This window comes from Kitasatospora sp. NPDC058032 (genome assembly GCF_042885845.1).
Taxonomy (GTDB): Bacteria; Actinomycetota; Actinomycetes; order Streptomycetales; family Streptomycetaceae; genus Kitasatospora.
In genome coordinates this window covers 150,398-168,336 of record NZ_JBHVRK010000011.1, presented here as the reverse complement: position 1 = coordinate 168,336, position 17,939 = coordinate 150,398, and the positions used below count along the sequence as shown (strand labels likewise).

Below are 17,939 nucleotides of genomic sequence, written 5' to 3'. Positions count from 1 at the left end.
TTTCGTGTCCCCGCTAGTCGTCGTTGGCCATGAAGCCGGACCGGCGGCGCAGCAGCACCGAGGTGACGGCCATCGAGATGACGAACAGCACCAGGGCGACGACGCACGCCGCACCGTAGTTGAAGCGCTGGAAGCCGAGGTTGTAGACCATCTGCGGCAGGGTCCAGGTGGAGCCGGACGGGTAGCCGGGCTCGAACTGCTGGCCGGAGTTGCCCGCGTTGCCGCCGGCGACCTTCGCGGCGACGATCGCCTGCGTGTAGTACTGCATGGTCTGGATGACCCCGGTGACCACCGCGAACATGATGATCGGCGAGATGTTCGGCAGGGTGACGTACCGGAACCGCTGGAACGGGCCGGCGCCGTCGAGTTCGGCGGCCTCGTACTGCTCCCGCGGGACGTCCAGCAGGGACGCCATGAAGATGACCATCAGGTCGCCGACGCCCCACATGGCGAGCAGGGTGAGCGCGGGCTTGGACCAGTCCGGGTCGGCGAACCAGCCGGGCTGCGGCAGCCCGATCTCGCCGAGGAAGTGGTTGACCGGGCCGGTGCCGGGGTTGAGCAGGAAGGCGAAGGCGACCGTGGCGGCCACCGGCGGGGCCAGGTAGGGCAGGTAGAAGGCGGTGCGGAAGAAGCCCACGCCGCTCTTGATCTTGGTGATCAGCAGTCCGATGCCGAGGCCGAACGCCACCCGCAGGCTCACCATGATGACCACCAGCCACAGGGTGTTGCGCAGGCCCTGCCAGAACGCCGGGAGGTCGTTGAAGACGTAGTCCCAGTTCTTCAGACCGCTGAAGACGGGCGAGCCGAAGCCGTTGTACTTGGTGAACGAGAAGTAGATGGTCGAGATCAGCGGGTACAGGAAGAAGACGCTGAAGCCGATCAGCCAGGGGGAGAGGAAGGCCAGGTTGCGGGCCGCCGCCCGGCGGCGCTTCCGGCGCAGCTGCTGCTGCACGGGAGGCGCCGCCGGGGCGGTCGCTCCGGCCCCCTTGCGGGTGGCGGACGCGAGTGACATGGGTGCTCCGTGGACGGGCCGGACGCGCGGGGGAGGCCGCTACTTGGCCTGGGCGATGGCGGCGTCGATCTCCTTGGCGGTGGCGGCGAGGCCGGCCGCGAGGTCGCCCTGCTTGCCCGACTCGTAGTCGTAGCCGAGGTTCTGCAGCGAGACGATGTAACCGCCGCCGTTGACGACCGCCGGCGTGGTGCCGGAGTGCGCGTTCTTCGCGATGTTCACGAAGGTCTTGAAGTTCTCGTCGGCGATCAGCTTCGGCGACTCCAGCGCGGCGAGGGTGCTCGGCACGTTGTGGATCGCGTTGGCGAAGGAGACCACCGCGTCGGTGTCGGTGGTCAGGAACTTGACGAACTCCCAGGCGGCGGCCTGCTTCTTGCTGGTGCTGGCGATGCCGACGATGGTGCCGGTCTGGTAGCCGCGGCCGTAGGTGTCGGCCTGGTCGTCCGGCACCGGGAACGGCGCGGTGGCCCAGTCGATGTCCGGCTTGTCGGTGGCGAGCGAGGCGGTGCGCCACTCGCCGTCGATGGCCATCGCGACCTGGCCGGTGTTGAACGGGTTCTTGGCGCTGAACTCCTCGCCGAAGGTGGAGCGGAACTTGTCCAGCTTGTCATAGCCGCCGAGCTGGTCGACCAGGCCCTTCTGCCACTTCATCATCGCGGCGACCTTGGGGTCGGTGGCGATGGTGGACTTGCCGGAGCCGTCGAAGTACGTCGGGCCGTACTGGCCGAGGAAGTGCTCGGTGGTCGACTCGTAGCCGTGGTAGAGCGGCATGAAGCCGAGCTGCTTGTAGCCGTCGCCCTCGGCGACGGTGAGCTTCTTGGCGGCCTCGGTGAACTCGCTGAAGGTCTTCGGCGCGGAGGTGATGCCGGCGTCGGCGAAGGCCTTCTTGTTGTAGTACAGGCCGAAGGCGTCGCCGAGCAGCGGCAGCGAGCACTGGTTGCCCTGGAACTGCGTGTAGTCGAGCATCGCGGCCGGGAAGGTCTTGGCGGCGTCGATGCCGTCCTTGGCCAGCAGCGGCTTGAGGTCGATGAAGGCCTTGGTCGAGCAGAACATGCCGACGTTGTTGGTGGTGAACGAGGAGACCACGTCGGGGGCGTCGTCGCCGCCGGCCCGCAGCGACTGGTTGACCTTGTCGTCGGCGATGTTGCCGACGGCCTTCACCTTGATGTTGGGGTGGGCCTTCTCGAAGGCGGCGATGTTGTCGTTGATCGCCTTCACCTCGGAGTCCTGGCTCCAGCCGTGCCAGAAGGTGATGGTGACGTCCTTGCCGCCGGCCGAGTCGTCGCTGCCGGAGCCGTCGCTGCTGCCGGTGCAGGCGGTGGCGAGCAGGGCGAGGACGGCGCTGCCGGCCACGGCGGCGACGGTGCGGCGGCCTCTGCGGGAGTGGGAGGTGGTGGAGTGCACTTCGAGGTCCTCCTGGGGCTGCGCGGGCAGGCGTCATTGCCTCGGGATCCCGCGTTCGGGGGTAGGGGAGAGGTGGGTGCAGGGCGTGCGGTGGAGCGTCGGGCTGCGGGGGAGCGCGGTGCGGTGCGTCGGTGCGTCAGTGTGTGGAGAAGACCGCCTCACGGGCGGCCGTCAGCGCGCGTTCCAGCGCGCCGAGCAGGACGGGCGAGCCGGTCAGCGCGCTGCCGCGCACCTCGGGCCGGGCGGCCGCGATCCGGGCCAGTTCCTCGGCGACCAGGGCCCGCAGCCGTTCGCCGCCCGCGTTCGGCACCCCGCCGGAGACCACCACGAGCCGGGGGTCGACGACGGCGACGATCACGGCCAGTCCGACGGCCAGCCGGGCGGCCAGCTCGGCGAGGAACGCGTCGCCCGCGCCCGGGGTGTCCAGCGCCCGGGCGACCGACTCCTCGGCGGTCGGCGCACCGAGCCCGTGCACCTTGGCCAGGGCCCGGACGGCGGGCGCGCCGACCAGTTCCTGGAACCCGCCGGAGTTGCGGCGGCGGACGTCCTTGACCACCGGAGCGCCGGGCACCGGCATGTAGCCGACCTCCCCGGCGCCGCCGGTGAAGCCGCGGTGCAGCCGGCCGGCGATCACGATCGCCGCGCCGATGCCCTCGCCGGCCCAGAGCAGGACGAAGTCCTCGAACCCGCGGGCCGCGCCGGAGGACTGCTCGGCGACGGCGGCGAGGTTCACGTCGTTCTCGATCGTCACCGGCGCGCCGATCGCCGCGGCCAGGCCCTCGGCCAGCCGTGGGGCGTGCCAGCCGGGCAGGTGGGAGGCGTAGCGCAGCTTGCCGGTGACCGGGTCCGGCGCGCCGCCGACGCCGATCACCACGGTGTGCAGGGCGCCCTCGGCGAGGCCGGCCGCGCGCGCCGTCCCGGCGACCGCCGCGGTGACCCGGGGCACCGTCTCGGCCGCCGCCCAGCCCTTGGTGGGGACGACGTGCTCGGCGAGCGTGGTGCCGGTGATGTCGGCGACCGCGACCCGGACGTGGCTGTTGGTGACGTCCAGTCCGGCGACGTAACCGGCGGCCGGGTTCACCTGGTACAGCTGCGCGTTGGGGCCCGGGCCGCCGGCCGTGGTGCCCACCGGCAGCACCAGCCCGGCCGCCTCCAGGCGGGACAGCAGCTGGGAGGCGGTGGGCTTGGAGAGCCCGGTCAGGGTGCCGATCTGGGTGCGGGACAGCGGCCCGTTCTCCAGCAGGAGTTCGAGGGCGGCGCGGTCATTGATGGCCCGCAGCAGGCTGGGGGTGCCGGCGAGGGGGGACTTGGCGGTGTTCCTGGTCACGCGAAGATCCTCCCTCCCCTGGTCGGCCGACGGCTCGTGGCGAACTGTTAGGAAACTTTCCAGTCGCTTCGGGACAGGACCGTACGGGCCCCGTCAGCGGGGTGTCAATGGTCCTTACACCGGAGGATGCCGACTCGTTACCGGCCCGCAGGCGGCCCCGATCCCACCACCGCACGACTGGTCCCGCCCGCCTCCCCCGAACGGCGATCCGGGCGGGACCGCGGGGCGGATCGGCCACTTCTGAATACAGGCGTGGCGGCCTCCTCCGGCGAGGAGGCCGCCGCTCCGAAGAAGGGCCGGCCCTTGCCGCGTGGGCTGTCATCCCGTCGCCGCTTCGGCGGGGCCGAAGCGGCGACGGAATCTCGCCTGCACAGGAAGTCGGCCCAGCCGACTTCCTGTGCAGGCGAGAAGGCGGAGTTCGGGGTGCATCCGTCCGGAGGTCCCTTGCCGGTCTCCGTGATGAAAGCGCGAAGCCTCAAGGAAGGTGACAGGGCAGTTTAAGCAAGTTCAAGCAAGTACATGGCGCGAGTGGCGACTTGCGCGGCAAGATCGTTCAAGGCGATCGGCTCCGACCTGCTAGGAGGCTCACCGTGGCGCTGCACAAGCTCGGACAAGATCCCGACAGCCCCGAAGGCAAGTCCCCGACGGTCTACTTCGACGACGCGACGGGCAACTACGTCCTCCAGGGCTGGAAGGTGCTCGACCCGGAACGTCTGGCGCAGATGGACATTCCCGGGCACGAGACCGTGATCGAATTCCCCAGGCGAATGATGCGCTTCTTCCCGGAGGTGAACGGTGGCAGCAGTCCCATCGCTTGAGGATCTGCTGCGGACGTGTACGCGCTCGGCTCTGCATCTGGAGATGCGCGACGGCTACATGCGAGACGACCCGCTGTTCCTCCGCTGGCTTAGTGGACAGCGCGACGACCCTGCCGATCACTCCTCGTGGTGGAGCCCCTGGTTGCAGCTCATCCAGGAGACCACGAGCCGCGGCGTTGAGGTGCGGCGCGCGCGGGTGGTCTCGGAGCCGGTGAGTGAGTACATCCGGTTCGAGCACGAGATCACGTTCCGGAACGTCGCCTCCGGCGAGCAGGTCAGGTGGCTTCCCCGTCGACAGGCGTCCGGCCTGGCGCTCCCGGGCAACGACTTCTGGCTCATCGACGGACAGGCCCTCGTGGTTCACCACTTCAGCGGTGACGGTGACTTCATGGACGACGAGGTCACCACCGATCCGCAGGCCGTGAAGCTCTGCGCCTCCGCCTTCGAGACTGTCTGGGAACGGGCCGTCCCACACGAGGACTTCCGGCTGAGCTGACCCGTGTCCGAGTCTTCCAGTGTTCAGCAAGCCAGGAAGGCCCTCGGCCAGCGTCTGCGCGACATCCGGCGAGACTCCGGACTCAGCGCGCGGGCGCTGGCCGAAGCTGCTGGGTGGCATGAATCGAAGTGCTCCAAGATCCAGAGCGGCCGGGTGATGCCCTCGGAGGCGGACCTACGCGCCTGGACGGCCATCTGCGGCGTCCCGGAGCAGGCGGCAGACCTCATCGCAACGGCCCGGAACATTGAAGGAATGTACGTTGAGTGGCGGCGCCTTGAACGTGCAGGCCTCAAACTGGCTCAGGAGTCCGTACGCCCCCTCTTCGAGCGCACGCGTCGATTTCGGATGTACCAGTCGTGGGTCATCCCCGGCCTGCTCCAGACAGCGGCCTACACGCGGGCAGTGCTGAACACGATCGTTTCATTGCGTGGCACTCTCGACGATGTTGACGACGCTGTCGCTGTGCGAATGGAGCGGCAGAAGGTGCTGTACGCGGGCCACCACCGGTTCGCCATCCTGATCGAGGAGTGGGTGCTGCGAACCGTCATCGGCACTCCGGACATCCTGGTCGGTCAGCTCGGCCACCTCATCACCGTCGGCTCTCTTCCATCGGTGAGCCTCGGGGTGATTCCCCTCGGTTCGACCAGAGGCGCCGGCTGGCCGGTTGAGTCCTTCACCATCTACGACGAGGCACAGGTGAACGTCGAGCTCGTCTCCGCCCACCTCACCATCACCCAGCCGGCCGAGATTTCCGGATACGGTCAGGCATTCGCGGAGCTGGCCAGCATCGCTGTCTATGGCGCCAAGGCAAGATCGCTGATCACTGGAGCCATCAACGCACTCGGGTGAATGCGAGCAAGCTCAAGCAAGTTCGTCGACCGCGTATCCCGTTGCTTCCTACCGTCTCCAAATGTGTCTGCCGGGCTGGTCCGTACTACCCGGCACAACTGCTCGTCCACTCCCGGGCGAGCTGAAGCCAACCCGATTGGAGAGGCACGTGAGCGACACCACCATCGAGTCCGGTGACCTGGAGGTCACCAACCTGACCCGCCGCCTGGACCACTCGGTCCCGGACGGTGACTTCGCCCCGGCGGCGCCCGCCGAGTCGTTGACCCGCCGCCTGGACCACTCGGTCCCGGACGGTGACTTCGCCCCGGTGGCTACCGAGGCCTGACCGCAGTCCCGAACCGTCGCCGTTTGAATGCCGGCATGGCGGGTCGGCTCCGTGCCCTGCCGAGCCGACCCGCAGCTCGGCAGGGCACATACCCCAACCAAGGAGAGTCCGCGTTGAAGACCACCATCGCCACTCGCGTCCCCGCCGGCTCCTTCTTCGACCTCGACCGGAGGGACCCGGACCTGATCCGTCTGCGCGAGGAAGGCGCGGAGTGCGCGCTGCCGTTCGCCTTGATGGAGCGCCTCGTCAAGTCCGGTACCCCCTACGCCGAGTATGCCCGGTCCCTGCGTAGCGACAAGGTGACCGTGGCCGGGGTGAGCTTCGACTGGTTCGACGCCGAGCTTCCCGACGAGATTGCCGACGAGATCAACCTGACGGACTACGAGATCATCGACCACAGCGACGAGCGCCGCGAGGCGCTGACCCGGGCACTGGACCGCCTGTCGCTGGTCCACCCCGAGGGGTTCGCCCGCATGCGCGAATTCGTCCGTGGGCTCCTGTGGGTGGGCCTCAAGTCCGGCGTCCGCACCTCCTCGCTGACCAGCTCCAGCGACCCGGCGCTCCCGTACGTCATCGTGTTCTCCGAGAAGGCGCGGCACCACATCCCGCCGAACACCGTCAGCGAGCAGCCGTCCTCCCTCTTCCTGGCAGAGAACCTGCTGCACGAGGGGACGCACCAGTCGATCAGCTTCCACATCCTCCAGAACCAGGTCTTCGCCGACGGATACTCGTCCCAGACCTCGCCCAAGATCGAAATTGCGTGGCGCGCCGCGCAGGGAGTGGCCCGCAACCAGTTCTGGGAGATTGACCGGGCCTTCCACGCGACCTGCGTCTACAACCAACTGTTGCGGTTCCGCCAGACCGAACTGAACCGCGACGATCTGACGCCCAACGAGCGCGCGAGCTTGCAGTCCGCCTACGACGAGGGCCTGCCGGCCGTCCGCTACCTCATGCGCGAACTCGAACTCCTGCGTCAGCACTTCTCCCCCCACGGGGCGGAGCTACTGGCGGACCTGCGTCACCAGACCGACCAGCTGTAGCACCCACTGAGCAGAACTGAACGAGGGAAGGGTCACGTGCTCCAGCACCTCATCACACAGGACGACAACCTGCGGATGGTCCCCACCGATCGGAACGAGCTGACCAGCGCGGTCGGGCACCTCCATGAGGAACTATGGGCCCTGCCCGAGGAGACCGACCCCGGTCGTACTCGGGTCCTCGCCAGGTGGATCGGTATCGGCCAGATGTGCCTGGGCCACCACGATGAAGCGCGTATGTTCCTCCGGCAGTCGCTCGACCTGGCCGAAGCCAGCGGCAACACCCGGGCGGTCGTCGCCACCGGGCTCAACCTCGGGGACGCCCACCGCTACGCCGGTGACGTACAGACCGCGGACGCGCTTTACCGCAGCGCGCTGAACACCGCGCGAAGCCGGCACCCGGAACTCGTCGACTTCGCCCTCCAGCACACCGGCAAGCACCTGATGGAACGCGGCGACCTCGCGGAGGCCCGGACTCTTCTGCAAGAGGCCCTCAGGCTGCGGATCGCCAAGGGGAACACCGAGCTGGTCGAGTCCACGCAGGCCGCACTCGTCCGGGTCGAGCTGCTGCTCGGCGAGGCACCGAGCGAGTGGAGCCGTAGGTGGACCGGATGGCTCCAGGCCTGCACCACGGTCCGGGCGTCGGCCCGGTGGGCAGAGGACTTCGCTGTTCTCCGGGACGCTGTGCGCGAGCTCACCGCACACCAACGTGTAAGCCCGCGCCACCTGCGTGATCAGTCAATTCCCGTCGAGCTGATCGTCGCCATGGCGGAGGAGGCCGAGAAGGCCGTAACCGCTGACGGATACCTCCACAACGGCAAGTGGAACGCGCCCGTCGGCGACGTCGCGAACCGGTTCGCCGCACAGGTCGATCTGGCCGCAGTCGTAGCACGGTCCACCGGCCTGGAGGTCGAACCGCCGCACACCGGCGTTTACATCGGCTACGAGGAAGGGCAGTTCCTCGACTTCCACCTCGACGAGTCCGGCTTCGGTGAGGCCAACCTGATCCTCTGCCTCAAGCGCGCTCGCGTCACCGGTGCGCCCACGGTGAGCACCACGGTGTTCATCAACGCCAACGGCTATCTCGAATGCGATCTCGGCGAGGGTGACTGTGTCGTATTCGATGGCGCGCTCACGCCGCACGGCCGGACGCCGCTCGGTGCCGGAGAGAGCGTCACCCTCGTCAGCTTCGGCTTCCGCCCACATGATCGGGCTCGTCGCACGCTCACGAACCTCCCGTCGGTCCCCCGGTAGGGAAGGTGCATTCGGGCGGTCCGGTACCCGTACAACGCGAAGGCCCCGTCTCCGAGTGGCGCGGAGACGGGGCCGGTGAGCGGTGAACGAAGGTCAGGGCGCCTTGGCGGCGTCGTCGGCCGGGCGGACCGGGGCCGGTATCGGCGTCGCGGCCTTGTAGCCCGCCGAGGAGGGGTCGGACAGCGCGGACGGCGGGGCTGCGTCGGTGCCCGGGACCGCGGCGGTGGCCAGCACGGTCGCGGCGGTGGTGGTCCCGGTGCCGGCAGCCACGGCGGCGGCGAGCGGGACCTCCTCCTTGACCTTGATGCCGGCCTCGTCGAGCACCCGCTTGACCCGCTGGCGCAGCGCCCGCGCCACGCTCAGCGACTTGCCGGGGGCGGTCCGCGCCTCGATCCGCAGCACCACCGAGTCCGCCGCGACCGACTCCACGCCGAGGATCTTGAACGGCGCCCAGACCAGCTCGTCGTACGGCGCCTCCTTGGCCATCGCCTCGGCGGTCTCCGTGATCAGCGCCTCGACCCGCTCCAGGTCCTCCTTGTAGCCGACCTGGACGTCCACCGAGGCGGTCGACCAGCCCTGGCTCATGTTGGCGATCCGCTTCACCTCGCCGTTGCGGATGTACCAGATCTCGCCGCCCGCGCCGCGCAGCTTGGTCACCCGCAGGCCGACCTCCAGCACCGTGCCGGTGGCCACCCCGGTGTCGATCTCGTCGCCGACGCCGTACTGGTCCTCCATGATCATGAAGACCCCGGAGAGGAAGTCGGTGACCAGGTTGCGGGCGCCGAAACCGATCGCCACACCGGCCACACCGGCGCTCGCCAGCAGCGGCGCCAGGTTCATCCCGAGCGCCGACAGCACCATCAGCGCCGCCGTGCCCAGGATCGTGAACGAGGCGACGCTGCGCAGCACCGAGCCGATCGCCTCCGCGCGCTGCCGGCGCCGCTCGGGGTTGACCACCCCGGTGTTGGCCAGCAGTCCGCCGAGGCGGCTCGGCTCCTCCTCGCCCTCGTCCGGGAGCATCCGGGTGATCAGCTGGGTGATCACCTTGCGCACCATCGCCCGCAGCACCAGGGCCAGCACGATGATGAAGACGATCCGGATCCCGCTCGCGAGCCAGTCCTGCCAGTGCTCGTCGAACCAGCCGGCGGCCTGCCGGGTGGTGTCGGAGACCTCCTGCGCGCTCGTCGGGATTCTCAGGTCGAGCGGCGACTGCGGGGCCGTGGGAGTCGGGGACGGGACGGGCGTCGAGGCCGGCGTCGTGGCGGACGCGTCGGCGAGGAGGCCGGCGGCACCGGACCGGAACACGTGCGGGACCTTCCTGCTGGGGTCGTGGCACGGCCCGCCGACACCGGGCACACCCGGGTGGCACGCCCCATGGCCTGCGGACCGTCCGCACTACCCTAGCCGCCGCCCGGCCCGCACCTTGACACGCCGATCGGCTGTCCGGAGGGCGTGCGAATCCGCGCGAACGCCCCGTTCGAGCGCCTGCGCGCCGTTTTCCGCACTGCTCCGACCGGCCCAGCGCCACCCCACCGGGGTACCGGCGTGCAACCCGCTCCTTCCCCGGGCATACCGGGTATGACAGAAGCCACACCCGGAGTTCACGTCAGGTCCGTTACACAGGAGTGGTGGCGCCGCACGAAGGCGTAAGGCGACACTGGGGGAGATCACGCACCCGTTGCGCGATCCAACCGCTCGTCCCGGCGCGAGCCACGCGCCGCAGGCGTCCAAGGAGGCATCCGTGCCGCATGTCCTGGTCCTCAACGCGTCGTACGAGCCACTCGGCGTCGTATCGATGCGCCGCGCGCTCATCCTCGTCCTCAACCACAAGGCGGTCAGCCTGGAGGACTCGGGTGTCACTCTGCACAGCGCAACCAGCGCCCTTCCGGCGCCGTCCGTCGTCCGTCTGACCCGCTTCGTGCGGGTCCCGTTCTGCGGGCCCGTCCCGCTCACCCGCCGGGCGCTGTTCGCCCGCGACCACGGCCGATGCGTCTACTGCGGGGCCGCCGCCACCAGCGTCGACCACGTCATCCCGCGCAGCCGGGGAGGCCAGCACCGGTGGGACAACGTGGTGGCGGCCTGCCGCCGCTGCAACCACACCAAGGCCGACCGCCACCTCACCGAACTCGGCTGGCGGATGAAGCGACCACCGGCGCCGCCGACCGGACTGGCCTGGCGGATCATCGGCACCGGCATCAAGGACCCGCGCTGGCGGCCCTACCTGGAGCCGTACGGCGGCGGCGACCAGCTGCGCGCCCCGCAGTGGGGCGAGTACGAACACCACGACCATACCGACGCCGTCCACCCCGTGCCGCTCGGCCGGGCACATGCCGGCCACCCCGCACCCGTCCGCCGCGGCGAGCAGCCCGAACCGCTCTCCGCCTGACCTCCGCACCACAAGGGCTTGCCCGTCAAACCATCGGTACGCCTCATGGGCCGCCGCGCACCCCAGCCGGGGAGCGCGGCGGCCCGCCGTTGAGGCCCGTTACGGCTGCTTGGACGGGGTGCCGCTCGGGCCGGGCGTCGGGCCTGCCGGGGTGCCGCTCGGGGTGGCGGAGGGCGTCGGCACGGCCGGCGGGGCGGTCGGCGCCGGGCCGCCGGCCTGGCCGCCCGACTGCTGCCCGCCGCCCGGGGTCCCGGTCGGCGGCGTCACCGGAACCGTCGGCAACGGGACGACCGGCAGGGGCACGGACGGCGGCACCGCCCCGCCCGCACCGGCGACGGCGTACAGCTCGATGCCCCACAGCGAGTAGCCGTACTTGGTGCCCCGGGCCACGCCCTGCATCCGCAGGAACTTGGCGCCCGGCGCATCGAACCGCACCGTCTCGTTGCCGCCCGCGCCGTTGTCCACCGTCGCGACCGTGGTCCAGGAACGGCCGTCCGCCGAGGCCTGGAGCTTGTACGACGCGGCGTACGCGGTCTGCCAGTGCAGCACCGCCGAGCCCAGGTGGGTGGGCTGCGGCAGCTCCAGCTGCACCCAGGCGTCGTCGGCGGGCGGCGAGGACCAGCGGCTCTTCGGGTCCTGGTCGGCCACCGCCGCGGCCGGGAAGCCCGCCGTCTCGTCGGCCGACGAGGTGGCGTGCGCGGTGATCGCCAGGTCCGGGCCGCCGGTCGGCGGCACCACGTGCACCTGGAGCACCTGGCGGACGGTGGTCTGCCCGGCCACGAACACCACCGGCACCTGGTACGTCCCCGTCGGCGTCTCCGGCCCGGCGGTGACCATCAGCGGCACGCCGACCTTCCCGCCGCGCGGCACGCTCACCCCGGTGACCGGCGCCACGGCCAGCCCCTTGGCGACCGCCGGCACCTCGGTGCGCAGCTCCCCGGTGACACCCTCCGGCCGCCCGGCCTCGACGACCGCCCGGGCCTGCACCGGCTCGGCCTCCCCGGTCACCGCGTCCACCGAGGCGTCGGTCAGGCTCAGCCGGGCCGCCGGGGCGTCCGCGTACCAGGGGATCACCTGGTTGACCACGGGCGGCTCCCCGCCCGGCTTCCAGGCCAGCCGGAACGCGTCGGCGGGCAGACCGCCGGCCGACAGCTCGTTCCAGCCCGGCTGCACCGTGCCGATCTCCGTCCAGGAGCCGTCCGGGTGGCGCACCGAGACGGTGGCCGAGGCCCGGACGCCCGGATCGGTGAGGACGGTGAGCCGGTCCAGCGGCCGGGCGGCGCCCAGCTCGACGGTGAGCGGCTCGTCCAGCGCGGTCGGCGCGGTGGCCGCCCGGTAGGCGGTGTCCGGGTTGCCGTCCAGCACCGCGGCGGCCGACGAGCCGGGCAGCGCGGCCGGACCGCCGCTGACACTGGCCGGCAGCTCGTCCGGCGCGGTCACCGAGAACTCGCGCACCGCGACCGCGGTCTTCTGCGCGGCCGTGGCCCGCAGCCGGAGCGCCCGGACGACCGTCCCGGCCGGCAGCTGCGCCGAGACCGACTTCTGGTTCTTCACCGAGGCCAGCTTCTTCCAGCCGCCCTCGCCGGTGGAGTACTCCAGCACGCCGTCGCGGATGTAGTCGTCGTTCGCGCTCGGGCCGTCCGGACCGCTGCCCCAGGAGCCCATCAGCACGGTCACGTTGCCCACCGGACGCCCGCCGCCGAGGTCCAGGCCCACCGAGTCGCCCGCCTGGGGCGGCGCCGAGCTCCAGTAGAAGGTGTCCGCGAGGCCGTCGGCCATCAGCGCCGGCAGGTGGTCGCTCGCGGAGCCCAGCGTGGTGGTCGCGGTGATGCCGCCGCCCTGCACACCGGCCCAGGTGTCGGCGGCGCGCAGCGCGCGTTCCAGGAACGGGCCGAGCACGCCCGCGCCGACCGTCGCCGGGCTCTGGCCCAGCTGCTCGCGCAGCTTGGTCAGCTCCACCCGGGCCTTCCAGGCGGCCCCGCCGTCCCCGCCGCGCTGCGCCAGCAGCATGTCCAGGGCGGCGTTCCCGCCGAGGCCGTAGTCGCGCAGCGGCGCCAGCCAGGACGCGGCCTCGGTGGCCAGCTGGGCGGTCGCCGGGGCGGCGGCCAGGGTCTGCTGGGCGCCCGCCATCGCGGTGAACGCCTCCCGCAGCGGGGCGGCCGCCTCGATCAGCCTGGCCAGGTCGGGCGCGGTGCCCGAGGTCGGCTCGGCGGTGGCCCAGAACCGGTCCAGCAGCGGCAGCAGGTAGCCGGACTCCTGCTTGGCCAGCGGCGAGGAGACGCTGTTCCCGGCCAGCGCGGTGACCGCCGGCAGGGTCTCCCCGGTGGGCGTCGCCGTCGCGCCGGTCGGGCCGGCCAGCGACCGCAGCGCCGCCCGCCAGGAGTCCTCCGGCTTGTAGGCGACCGGGTTCCAGGCGAAGTCCCCGGCCGTGGCGAGCGCGATCCGGGAGGCGACCGGCTGCTGCATCGCGCCGGTCAGCATGACGGCCGAGCGCGTGGCCACCTCGGAGTCGCGGCCGGTGTAGGCGCCGAGGAAGAGCCGGTCCGGGGTGGCGTCGTTGACCGGGTAGTTGTCCATCGTGACCAGCGGGTGCCGGTACAGCTCCGAGGTGTCGCCGATCTGCGTGCCGGTGATCCGCTCCGGGATCACCCCGACCCCGCTCCAGGCCACCTGGACGGCCGTCGGCAGCGCGTCGGCCAGCGTCGTGCGGTACGGGGTGGCGCCCTGCTGGTGGTACTCGGTGGGGACCACCGACAGCGGCGCCAGGCCCGGGTTCGCGGTGATCAGCCGGTCCTGCACCTTGGCGATCAGCTCGGCCTGCGCCTTGGCGGCGGCGGCCGGGCCGGTGCCGTACCTGGCCCGGTCGTCGGAGCAGTGCCACTCGTCGTAGGAGACGTCCAGGAACTGCAGCTGGAACGCGGTGAAGCCGAGCCCGCGCAGCCCGTCCAGCTTGGCGACCAGCGCGTCCGCGTCCTTGCCGGAGCTGTAGCAGAACGACTGCCCGGGGTCGATCGCGTAGCCGAGCGCGACGTGGTTGCGCGTGGCGCGGTCCGCCAGCGCGCGCAGGTCGTCGGCCTTCGCCCGCGGGTAGGCGTCCCGCCAGCGGGAGGTGCGGTACGGGTCGTCGCCCGGGGCGTAGAGGTAGAGGTTCTGCTTGGAGCGGCCGAGGAAGTCCAGCTGGTCCAACCGCTGCTGCTGGGTCCACGGAGTGCCGTAGAACGCCTCGGCGGTGCCGCGCACCGGGGAGCCGGAGGGCCAGTCGCGCAGCGTGATCCCGGGCAGGCCGAGACCGGCCGCGCCCGGCGCCTGGCCCTGCTCGGCCGGGACGGCGGCCAGCAGCTGGCGCAGCGACTGCGCCGCGTAGAAGGTGCCGGCCGCGTCGGCACCGGCCAGGACGACCGCGCCGTAGCTGCCGCCGCCGGCCACCGGCAGCTGACCGGCCGCCAGCACGTAGCCCCCGGCCGGCATTCCGGCGGTGCTCGGCGCCGTGCCCTCCTTGCCGCCGGCCGCCGCCGTGAGCTCGCGCAGGATCCGGTCGGTCTCGCCGCCCGCGCCCTCGCCGGGGCCGCCGACGTACACCACCAGCGAGCCGGCGACCGGCGCGGCGGGCGGCGGCAGCGGGGTCACGGCCGCCGCCCCGGCGACACCCAGCACCTCGTGCACCGCGGCGACCGCGCCGCGGTCCGCCCGGGGCGCGGCGACCAGGGTGACGGAGCCCGGCACGGTGACCGGCTTGCCGGCCACCCGCTGCTCCTGCGGGCGGGGGAAGACCTGGGGGTCGCTCACGCTGCCGAGCGGGGTCTGCGGCGCGCTGCTCACCACGTCCGGCCCGGGGGCGAACCCGGGGACCTGCGCGTACGCGGCCGGTCCGCTCACCAGCAGGCCGCCGACCACGGCCGCCGCCGACAGGGTGGCCGCCACCTGGAGGGTGCGCCGGCTCGGCGCCCCGGGACGGGCGGCCAGCTCGCGCTCGACCCGCACGGAGCGGAGCAGCGGTTCGGTGCCCTTGAGGTCCGCGATCAGCCGGTCCGCCGTCCTGGGCGCGAGTTGACGGCACGTCCGCGCGGTGGCCCGCCGTGCCGCGAGGGCGGCGGGGTGCTGGAGCACCTCGCGCAGCGACGGGCTCTGCTCCAGTTGCTGACGGAGCCGCCGCCCGGCCACCTCGGACACTCGGGCTTGCACAGGAGCCTCCTCGCCAGGCCGGAACCACATCGCGCCAAAGCCCACCAGCTACGTTTCCCGGTGTCAACGCCGTCGACGGGTATGCCGACTTTGTCCGATTTACGTCGGACTTAAGGCCTCTTTAAAGAGGGCCCTCCGCCCTCCCGGACCGCTCCCCTCCGCCGTCTCCCACCCCTTCGGCCGCGTGTGTCCACCGGGTCACCGGGCCGTCACCCGGGTAGGACTGTGGCTGTCCTGACTGGGCGTTGCCGAGACATCGCAGGAGCCGCGAGTGGCCGCTTATCTCGACCGTGACGGAGCCGACGGCCTGGACGTGCCGGCGCAGGACGCGCCGCCGCCCCCGCCCGAGCTGGTGGCCCTGGCGCAGGCCCACGGGGTGGACACCCGCTGCGGCCCCGGCGGCGTGCCGGCCGGCGCCCGCACCCTGGTCGCCGTGCTCGCCGCGCTCGGCGTGGACGCCGCCGCCCCCGAGGCCGCCCGCGCGGCGCTCGCCCGGCACCGGGCCGAGCAGCGCGCCCGCCTGCTGCCCCCCACCGTGGTGGCCCGGGCCGGCCGCCGCACCGCGCTCGACCTGCCCGCCGACACCCGGCTCGCCGTCGCCCTGGAGCAGGGCGGCCGATGGGAGCTGCCGCGCGGCCACGCCCACTGGCTGCCCGCCGACCTCCCGCCCGGCCGGCACACCCTGCACGCCGACCTCCCCGGCCGCCCCGCCGCCACCGCCCACCTGATCGTCGCCCCCGACCGCCTGCCCGCCCTCCCCGGCCGGAGCTGGGGCTTCCTCGCCCAGCTCTACTCCGTCCTCTCCGACCGCTCCTGGGGCATGGGCGACCTCGCCGACCTCGCCGACCTCGCCACCTGGGCGGGCTCGCTGGGTGCCGGTTTCCTCCAGATCAACCCGCTGCACGCCGCCCTGCCCGCCGTCCCCTCCGACCCGTCCCCCTACCGCCCCTCCTCCCGCCGCTTCGCCGACCCGGTCCACCTGCGGGTCGAGGAGGTGCCCGAGTACGCCTACCTGACCGGAGCCCCGCGCGCCGAGGCGGACGAGCTGCTGGCCCGCGCCGCCCGGCTGCGCTCCGAGGTGCTGGAGCACGACGGCCTGATCGACCGCGACGAGGTGTGGGCCCTCAAGCGCCGCGCCCTGGAGCTGCTGCACGCCGAGTACCGGCGCCACGCGGCCCGGCACGGCGCCGTCCGCACCGCCGCGTTCGACGCCTACCGGGAGCGCGAGGGCGAGTGGCTGGAGCGGTACGCGGTCTGGAACGCGCTGGCCGAACGGCACGGCGCCGACCACCACCACTGGCCGAAGGGCCTGCGCCACCCCGGCTCCCCGCACGTCCGGCAGCAGGCCGCCGAGCTCGCCGACCGGGTCGACCTGCACCGCTGGCTGGCCTGGCAGACCGACCGCCAGCTCGACCGGGCCCAGCGGGCCGCCCGCACCGCCGGAATGCCGCTCGGCCTGGTGCACGACCTCGCGGTCGGCGTCCACCCGGACGGCGCCGACGCCTGGGCGCTGCAGGACGTCCTGGCCGCCGGCATCTCGGTCGGCGCGCCCCCGGACGCCTTCAACGCGCATGGCCAGGACTGGGGCCTGCCGCCCTGGCGCCCGGACGCGCTGGCCGCCGCCGGCTACGCGCCGTTCGCCGAACTGATCCGCTCGGCCGCCCGGCACGCCGGCGCGCTGCGCATCGACCACGTGATGGGCCTCTTCCGGCTCTGGTGGGTGCCGGCCGGGCACGCCCCGACCGAGGGCGTGTACGTCCGCTACGACGCCGAGGCGATGCTCGCCGTGCTCGCCCTGGAGGCGCACCGGGCCGGCGCCGCGGTGATCGGCGAGGACCTCGGCACCGTGGAGCCCGGCGTCCGTGAGGAGCTGGCGGAGCGCGGCGTGCTGGGCACCTCCGTGCTCTGGTTCGAGCGGGACTGGCAGGCCGGGGGCGGGATCCTGCCGCCGCCGCGGTGGCGCGCGGGCAGCCTCGCCACCCTGACCACCCACGACCTGCCGTCCACCGCCGCCCGGCTCTCCGGTGAGCACGTGGAGCTGCGCCACCGGCTGGGCCTGCTGGCCCGCCCGCTGGCCGAGGAGCAGGCGCAGGCCGCCGCCGAGCTGGCCGACTGGCGGGCCGAGCTGGTCCGGCTGGGCCTGCTGGGCGCGGACGAGCCGCTGTCGGCCCTCGCGCTGCACCGCTTCCTGGCCGCCACCCCGGCCGGACTGGTCGGCGTCTGGCTGCCGGACGTGGTCGGCGACCCGCGCCCGCAGAACCTCCCGGGCACCTGGGACCAGTACCCGAACTGGCGCCTGCCGGTCGCCGACGGCTCCGGGACGCCGGTCACCCTGGACACCCTGGCGGCGGCCCCGGACGTCCGCGTCCTCGCGGACCTGCTGCGCCCGGTGGGCGCCGGGCGGGGAATCGCCGGACATGCCCCAAAGGCCGACCCCGCCGAGCGGCCCGGCGTAAGTGACGGGTAAGTTGGCATCGTGGACAAGAGGAACGCTTTGCGAGCCGGCGCGGTCACCGCAACGGTCACGCTGATGATGCTGCTGTCGTCGCCCGCCATGGCCCTCACCCGGGACGACGGCGACGACCCGGGTAGCGGCCTGAGCGTCGCCCAGACCCTCGGCCTTTACGTGCTGATCCCGATCGCGGCCTTCGTGATCATCGGCGGCCTGGCCGCGCTGCCGTTCGGCGACAAGGACAAGAAGAAGTAGCCGGGCGGCTCCTTCCTCCACCCACGAGCGCACAGACCCCGAGGGGGGGGGGGGCCCGGGGCGGCGCCCCCCCCCCCGGGGCCGCCCCCCCCCCCGCCGGCGGGGGCGTGAAAAAAAAAATAACGGGCGCCCCAAGTTTGAGGGT

General features: G+C 72.4%; 14 protein-coding genes. 9 read left to right on the top strand and 5 right to left on the bottom strand.

The features are described from left to right. Positions 1-13: 13 nt before the first annotated feature. The 3 genes from ACFVUH_RS19795 to ACFVUH_RS19785 all read right to left on the bottom strand — a co-directional run bounded on the left by ACFVUH_RS19795 (position 14) and on the right by ACFVUH_RS19785 (position 3,740). The gene (locus ACFVUH_RS19795; RefSeq protein WP_355368389.1) at positions 14-1,012 is read right to left on the bottom strand and encodes a sugar ABC transporter permease; all 999 of its coding nucleotides are present in this window, start codon (positions 1,010-1,012) and stop codon (positions 14-16) included. A gap of 39 nt (positions 1,013-1,051) precedes the next feature. Then, positions 1,052-2,413 carry an ABC transporter substrate-binding protein gene (locus ACFVUH_RS19790; RefSeq protein ID WP_355368386.1) on the bottom strand — a complete coding sequence of 454 codons (1,362 nt, stop codon included), beginning with the start codon at positions 2,411-2,413 and terminating at the stop codon, positions 1,052-1,054. Positions 2,414-2,549: 136 nt separating this feature from the next. Next, positions 2,550-3,740 carry an ROK family transcriptional regulator gene (locus ACFVUH_RS19785; RefSeq protein ID WP_355368383.1) on the bottom strand — a complete coding sequence of 397 codons (1,191 nt, stop codon included), beginning with the start codon at positions 3,738-3,740 and terminating at the stop codon, positions 2,550-2,552. A 590-nt stretch (positions 3,741-4,330) separates the two neighbouring features. On the opposite strand from ACFVUH_RS19785, the gene ACFVUH_RS19780 reads away from it, so the two are divergent. The 6 genes from ACFVUH_RS19780 to ACFVUH_RS19755 all read left to right on the top strand — a co-directional run bounded on the left by ACFVUH_RS19780 (position 4,331) and on the right by ACFVUH_RS19755 (position 8,519). Continuing rightward, positions 4,331-4,558 carry a hypothetical protein gene (locus tag ACFVUH_RS19780; protein ID WP_387789460.1) on the top strand — a complete coding sequence of 76 codons (228 nt, stop codon included), beginning with the start codon at positions 4,331-4,333 and terminating at the stop codon, positions 4,556-4,558. Then, positions 4,536-5,054, top strand: coding sequence for a DUF6879 family protein (locus ACFVUH_RS19775; RefSeq protein ID WP_387914592.1), 519 nt, complete (start codon positions 4,536-4,538; stop codon positions 5,052-5,054). Before ACFVUH_RS19780 ends, ACFVUH_RS19775 begins: the two co-directional genes overlap by 23 nt. Before the next feature lie 3 nt (positions 5,055-5,057). After that, positions 5,058-5,903 (top strand): helix-turn-helix domain-containing protein, encoded by an 846-nt coding sequence (locus ACFVUH_RS19770; protein WP_387914590.1) that lies wholly within the window; start codon positions 5,058-5,060, stop codon positions 5,901-5,903. Between the two features lie 148 nt (positions 5,904-6,051). After that, positions 6,052-6,228, top strand: a complete 177-nt coding sequence (locus tag ACFVUH_RS19765; protein WP_387914588.1) for a hypothetical protein — start codon at positions 6,052-6,054, stop codon at positions 6,226-6,228. A 113-nt stretch (positions 6,229-6,341) separates the two neighbouring features. Continuing rightward, on the top strand, positions 6,342-7,268 hold the full coding sequence (locus ACFVUH_RS19760; protein ID WP_387914586.1) for a hypothetical protein: 927 nt from the start codon (positions 6,342-6,344) through the stop codon (positions 7,266-7,268). 36 nt (positions 7,269-7,304) lie between these two features. Next, on the top strand, positions 7,305-8,519 hold the full coding sequence (locus ACFVUH_RS19755) for a tetratricopeptide repeat protein (protein ID WP_387914584.1): 1,215 nt from the start codon (positions 7,305-7,307) through the stop codon (positions 8,517-8,519). Between the two features lie 93 nt (positions 8,520-8,612). On the opposite strand, the gene ACFVUH_RS19750 is transcribed toward ACFVUH_RS19755, so the two are convergent. Then, positions 8,613-9,824: a mechanosensitive ion channel family protein gene (locus ACFVUH_RS19750; protein WP_387914582.1), complete on the bottom strand. Its 1,212-nt coding sequence runs from the start codon at positions 9,822-9,824 to the stop codon at positions 8,613-8,615. Positions 9,825-10,260: 436 nt separating this feature from the next. On the opposite strand from ACFVUH_RS19750, the gene ACFVUH_RS19745 reads away from it, so the two are divergent. Next, complete coding sequence (locus ACFVUH_RS19745) at positions 10,261-10,905, top strand: HNH endonuclease (RefSeq protein WP_355368362.1); 645 nt, start codon at positions 10,261-10,263, stop codon at positions 10,903-10,905. Positions 10,906-11,004: 99 nt separating this feature from the next. Here ACFVUH_RS19745 and ACFVUH_RS19740 read toward each other — a convergent pair whose 3' ends face one another. Further along, entirely contained in the window at positions 11,005-15,087 is a 4,083-nt protein-coding gene (locus tag ACFVUH_RS19740) for a beta-N-acetylglucosaminidase domain-containing protein (protein ID WP_387914581.1), read from the bottom strand. Between the two features lie 271 nt (positions 15,088-15,358). On the opposite strand from ACFVUH_RS19740, the gene malQ reads away from it, so the two are divergent. Together malQ and ACFVUH_RS19730 are read left to right on the top strand one after the other, a co-directional pair. Beyond that, the gene (gene malQ, locus ACFVUH_RS19735) at positions 15,359-17,554 is read left to right on the top strand and encodes a 4-alpha-glucanotransferase (protein ID WP_387914579.1); all 2,196 of its coding nucleotides are present in this window, start codon (positions 15,359-15,361) and stop codon (positions 17,552-17,554) included. 9 nt (positions 17,555-17,563) lie between these two features. Next, positions 17,564-17,794 (top strand): hypothetical protein, encoded by a 231-nt coding sequence (locus tag ACFVUH_RS19730; protein WP_355368356.1) that lies wholly within the window; start codon positions 17,564-17,566, stop codon positions 17,792-17,794. Positions 17,795-17,939: the final 145 nt, after the last annotated feature.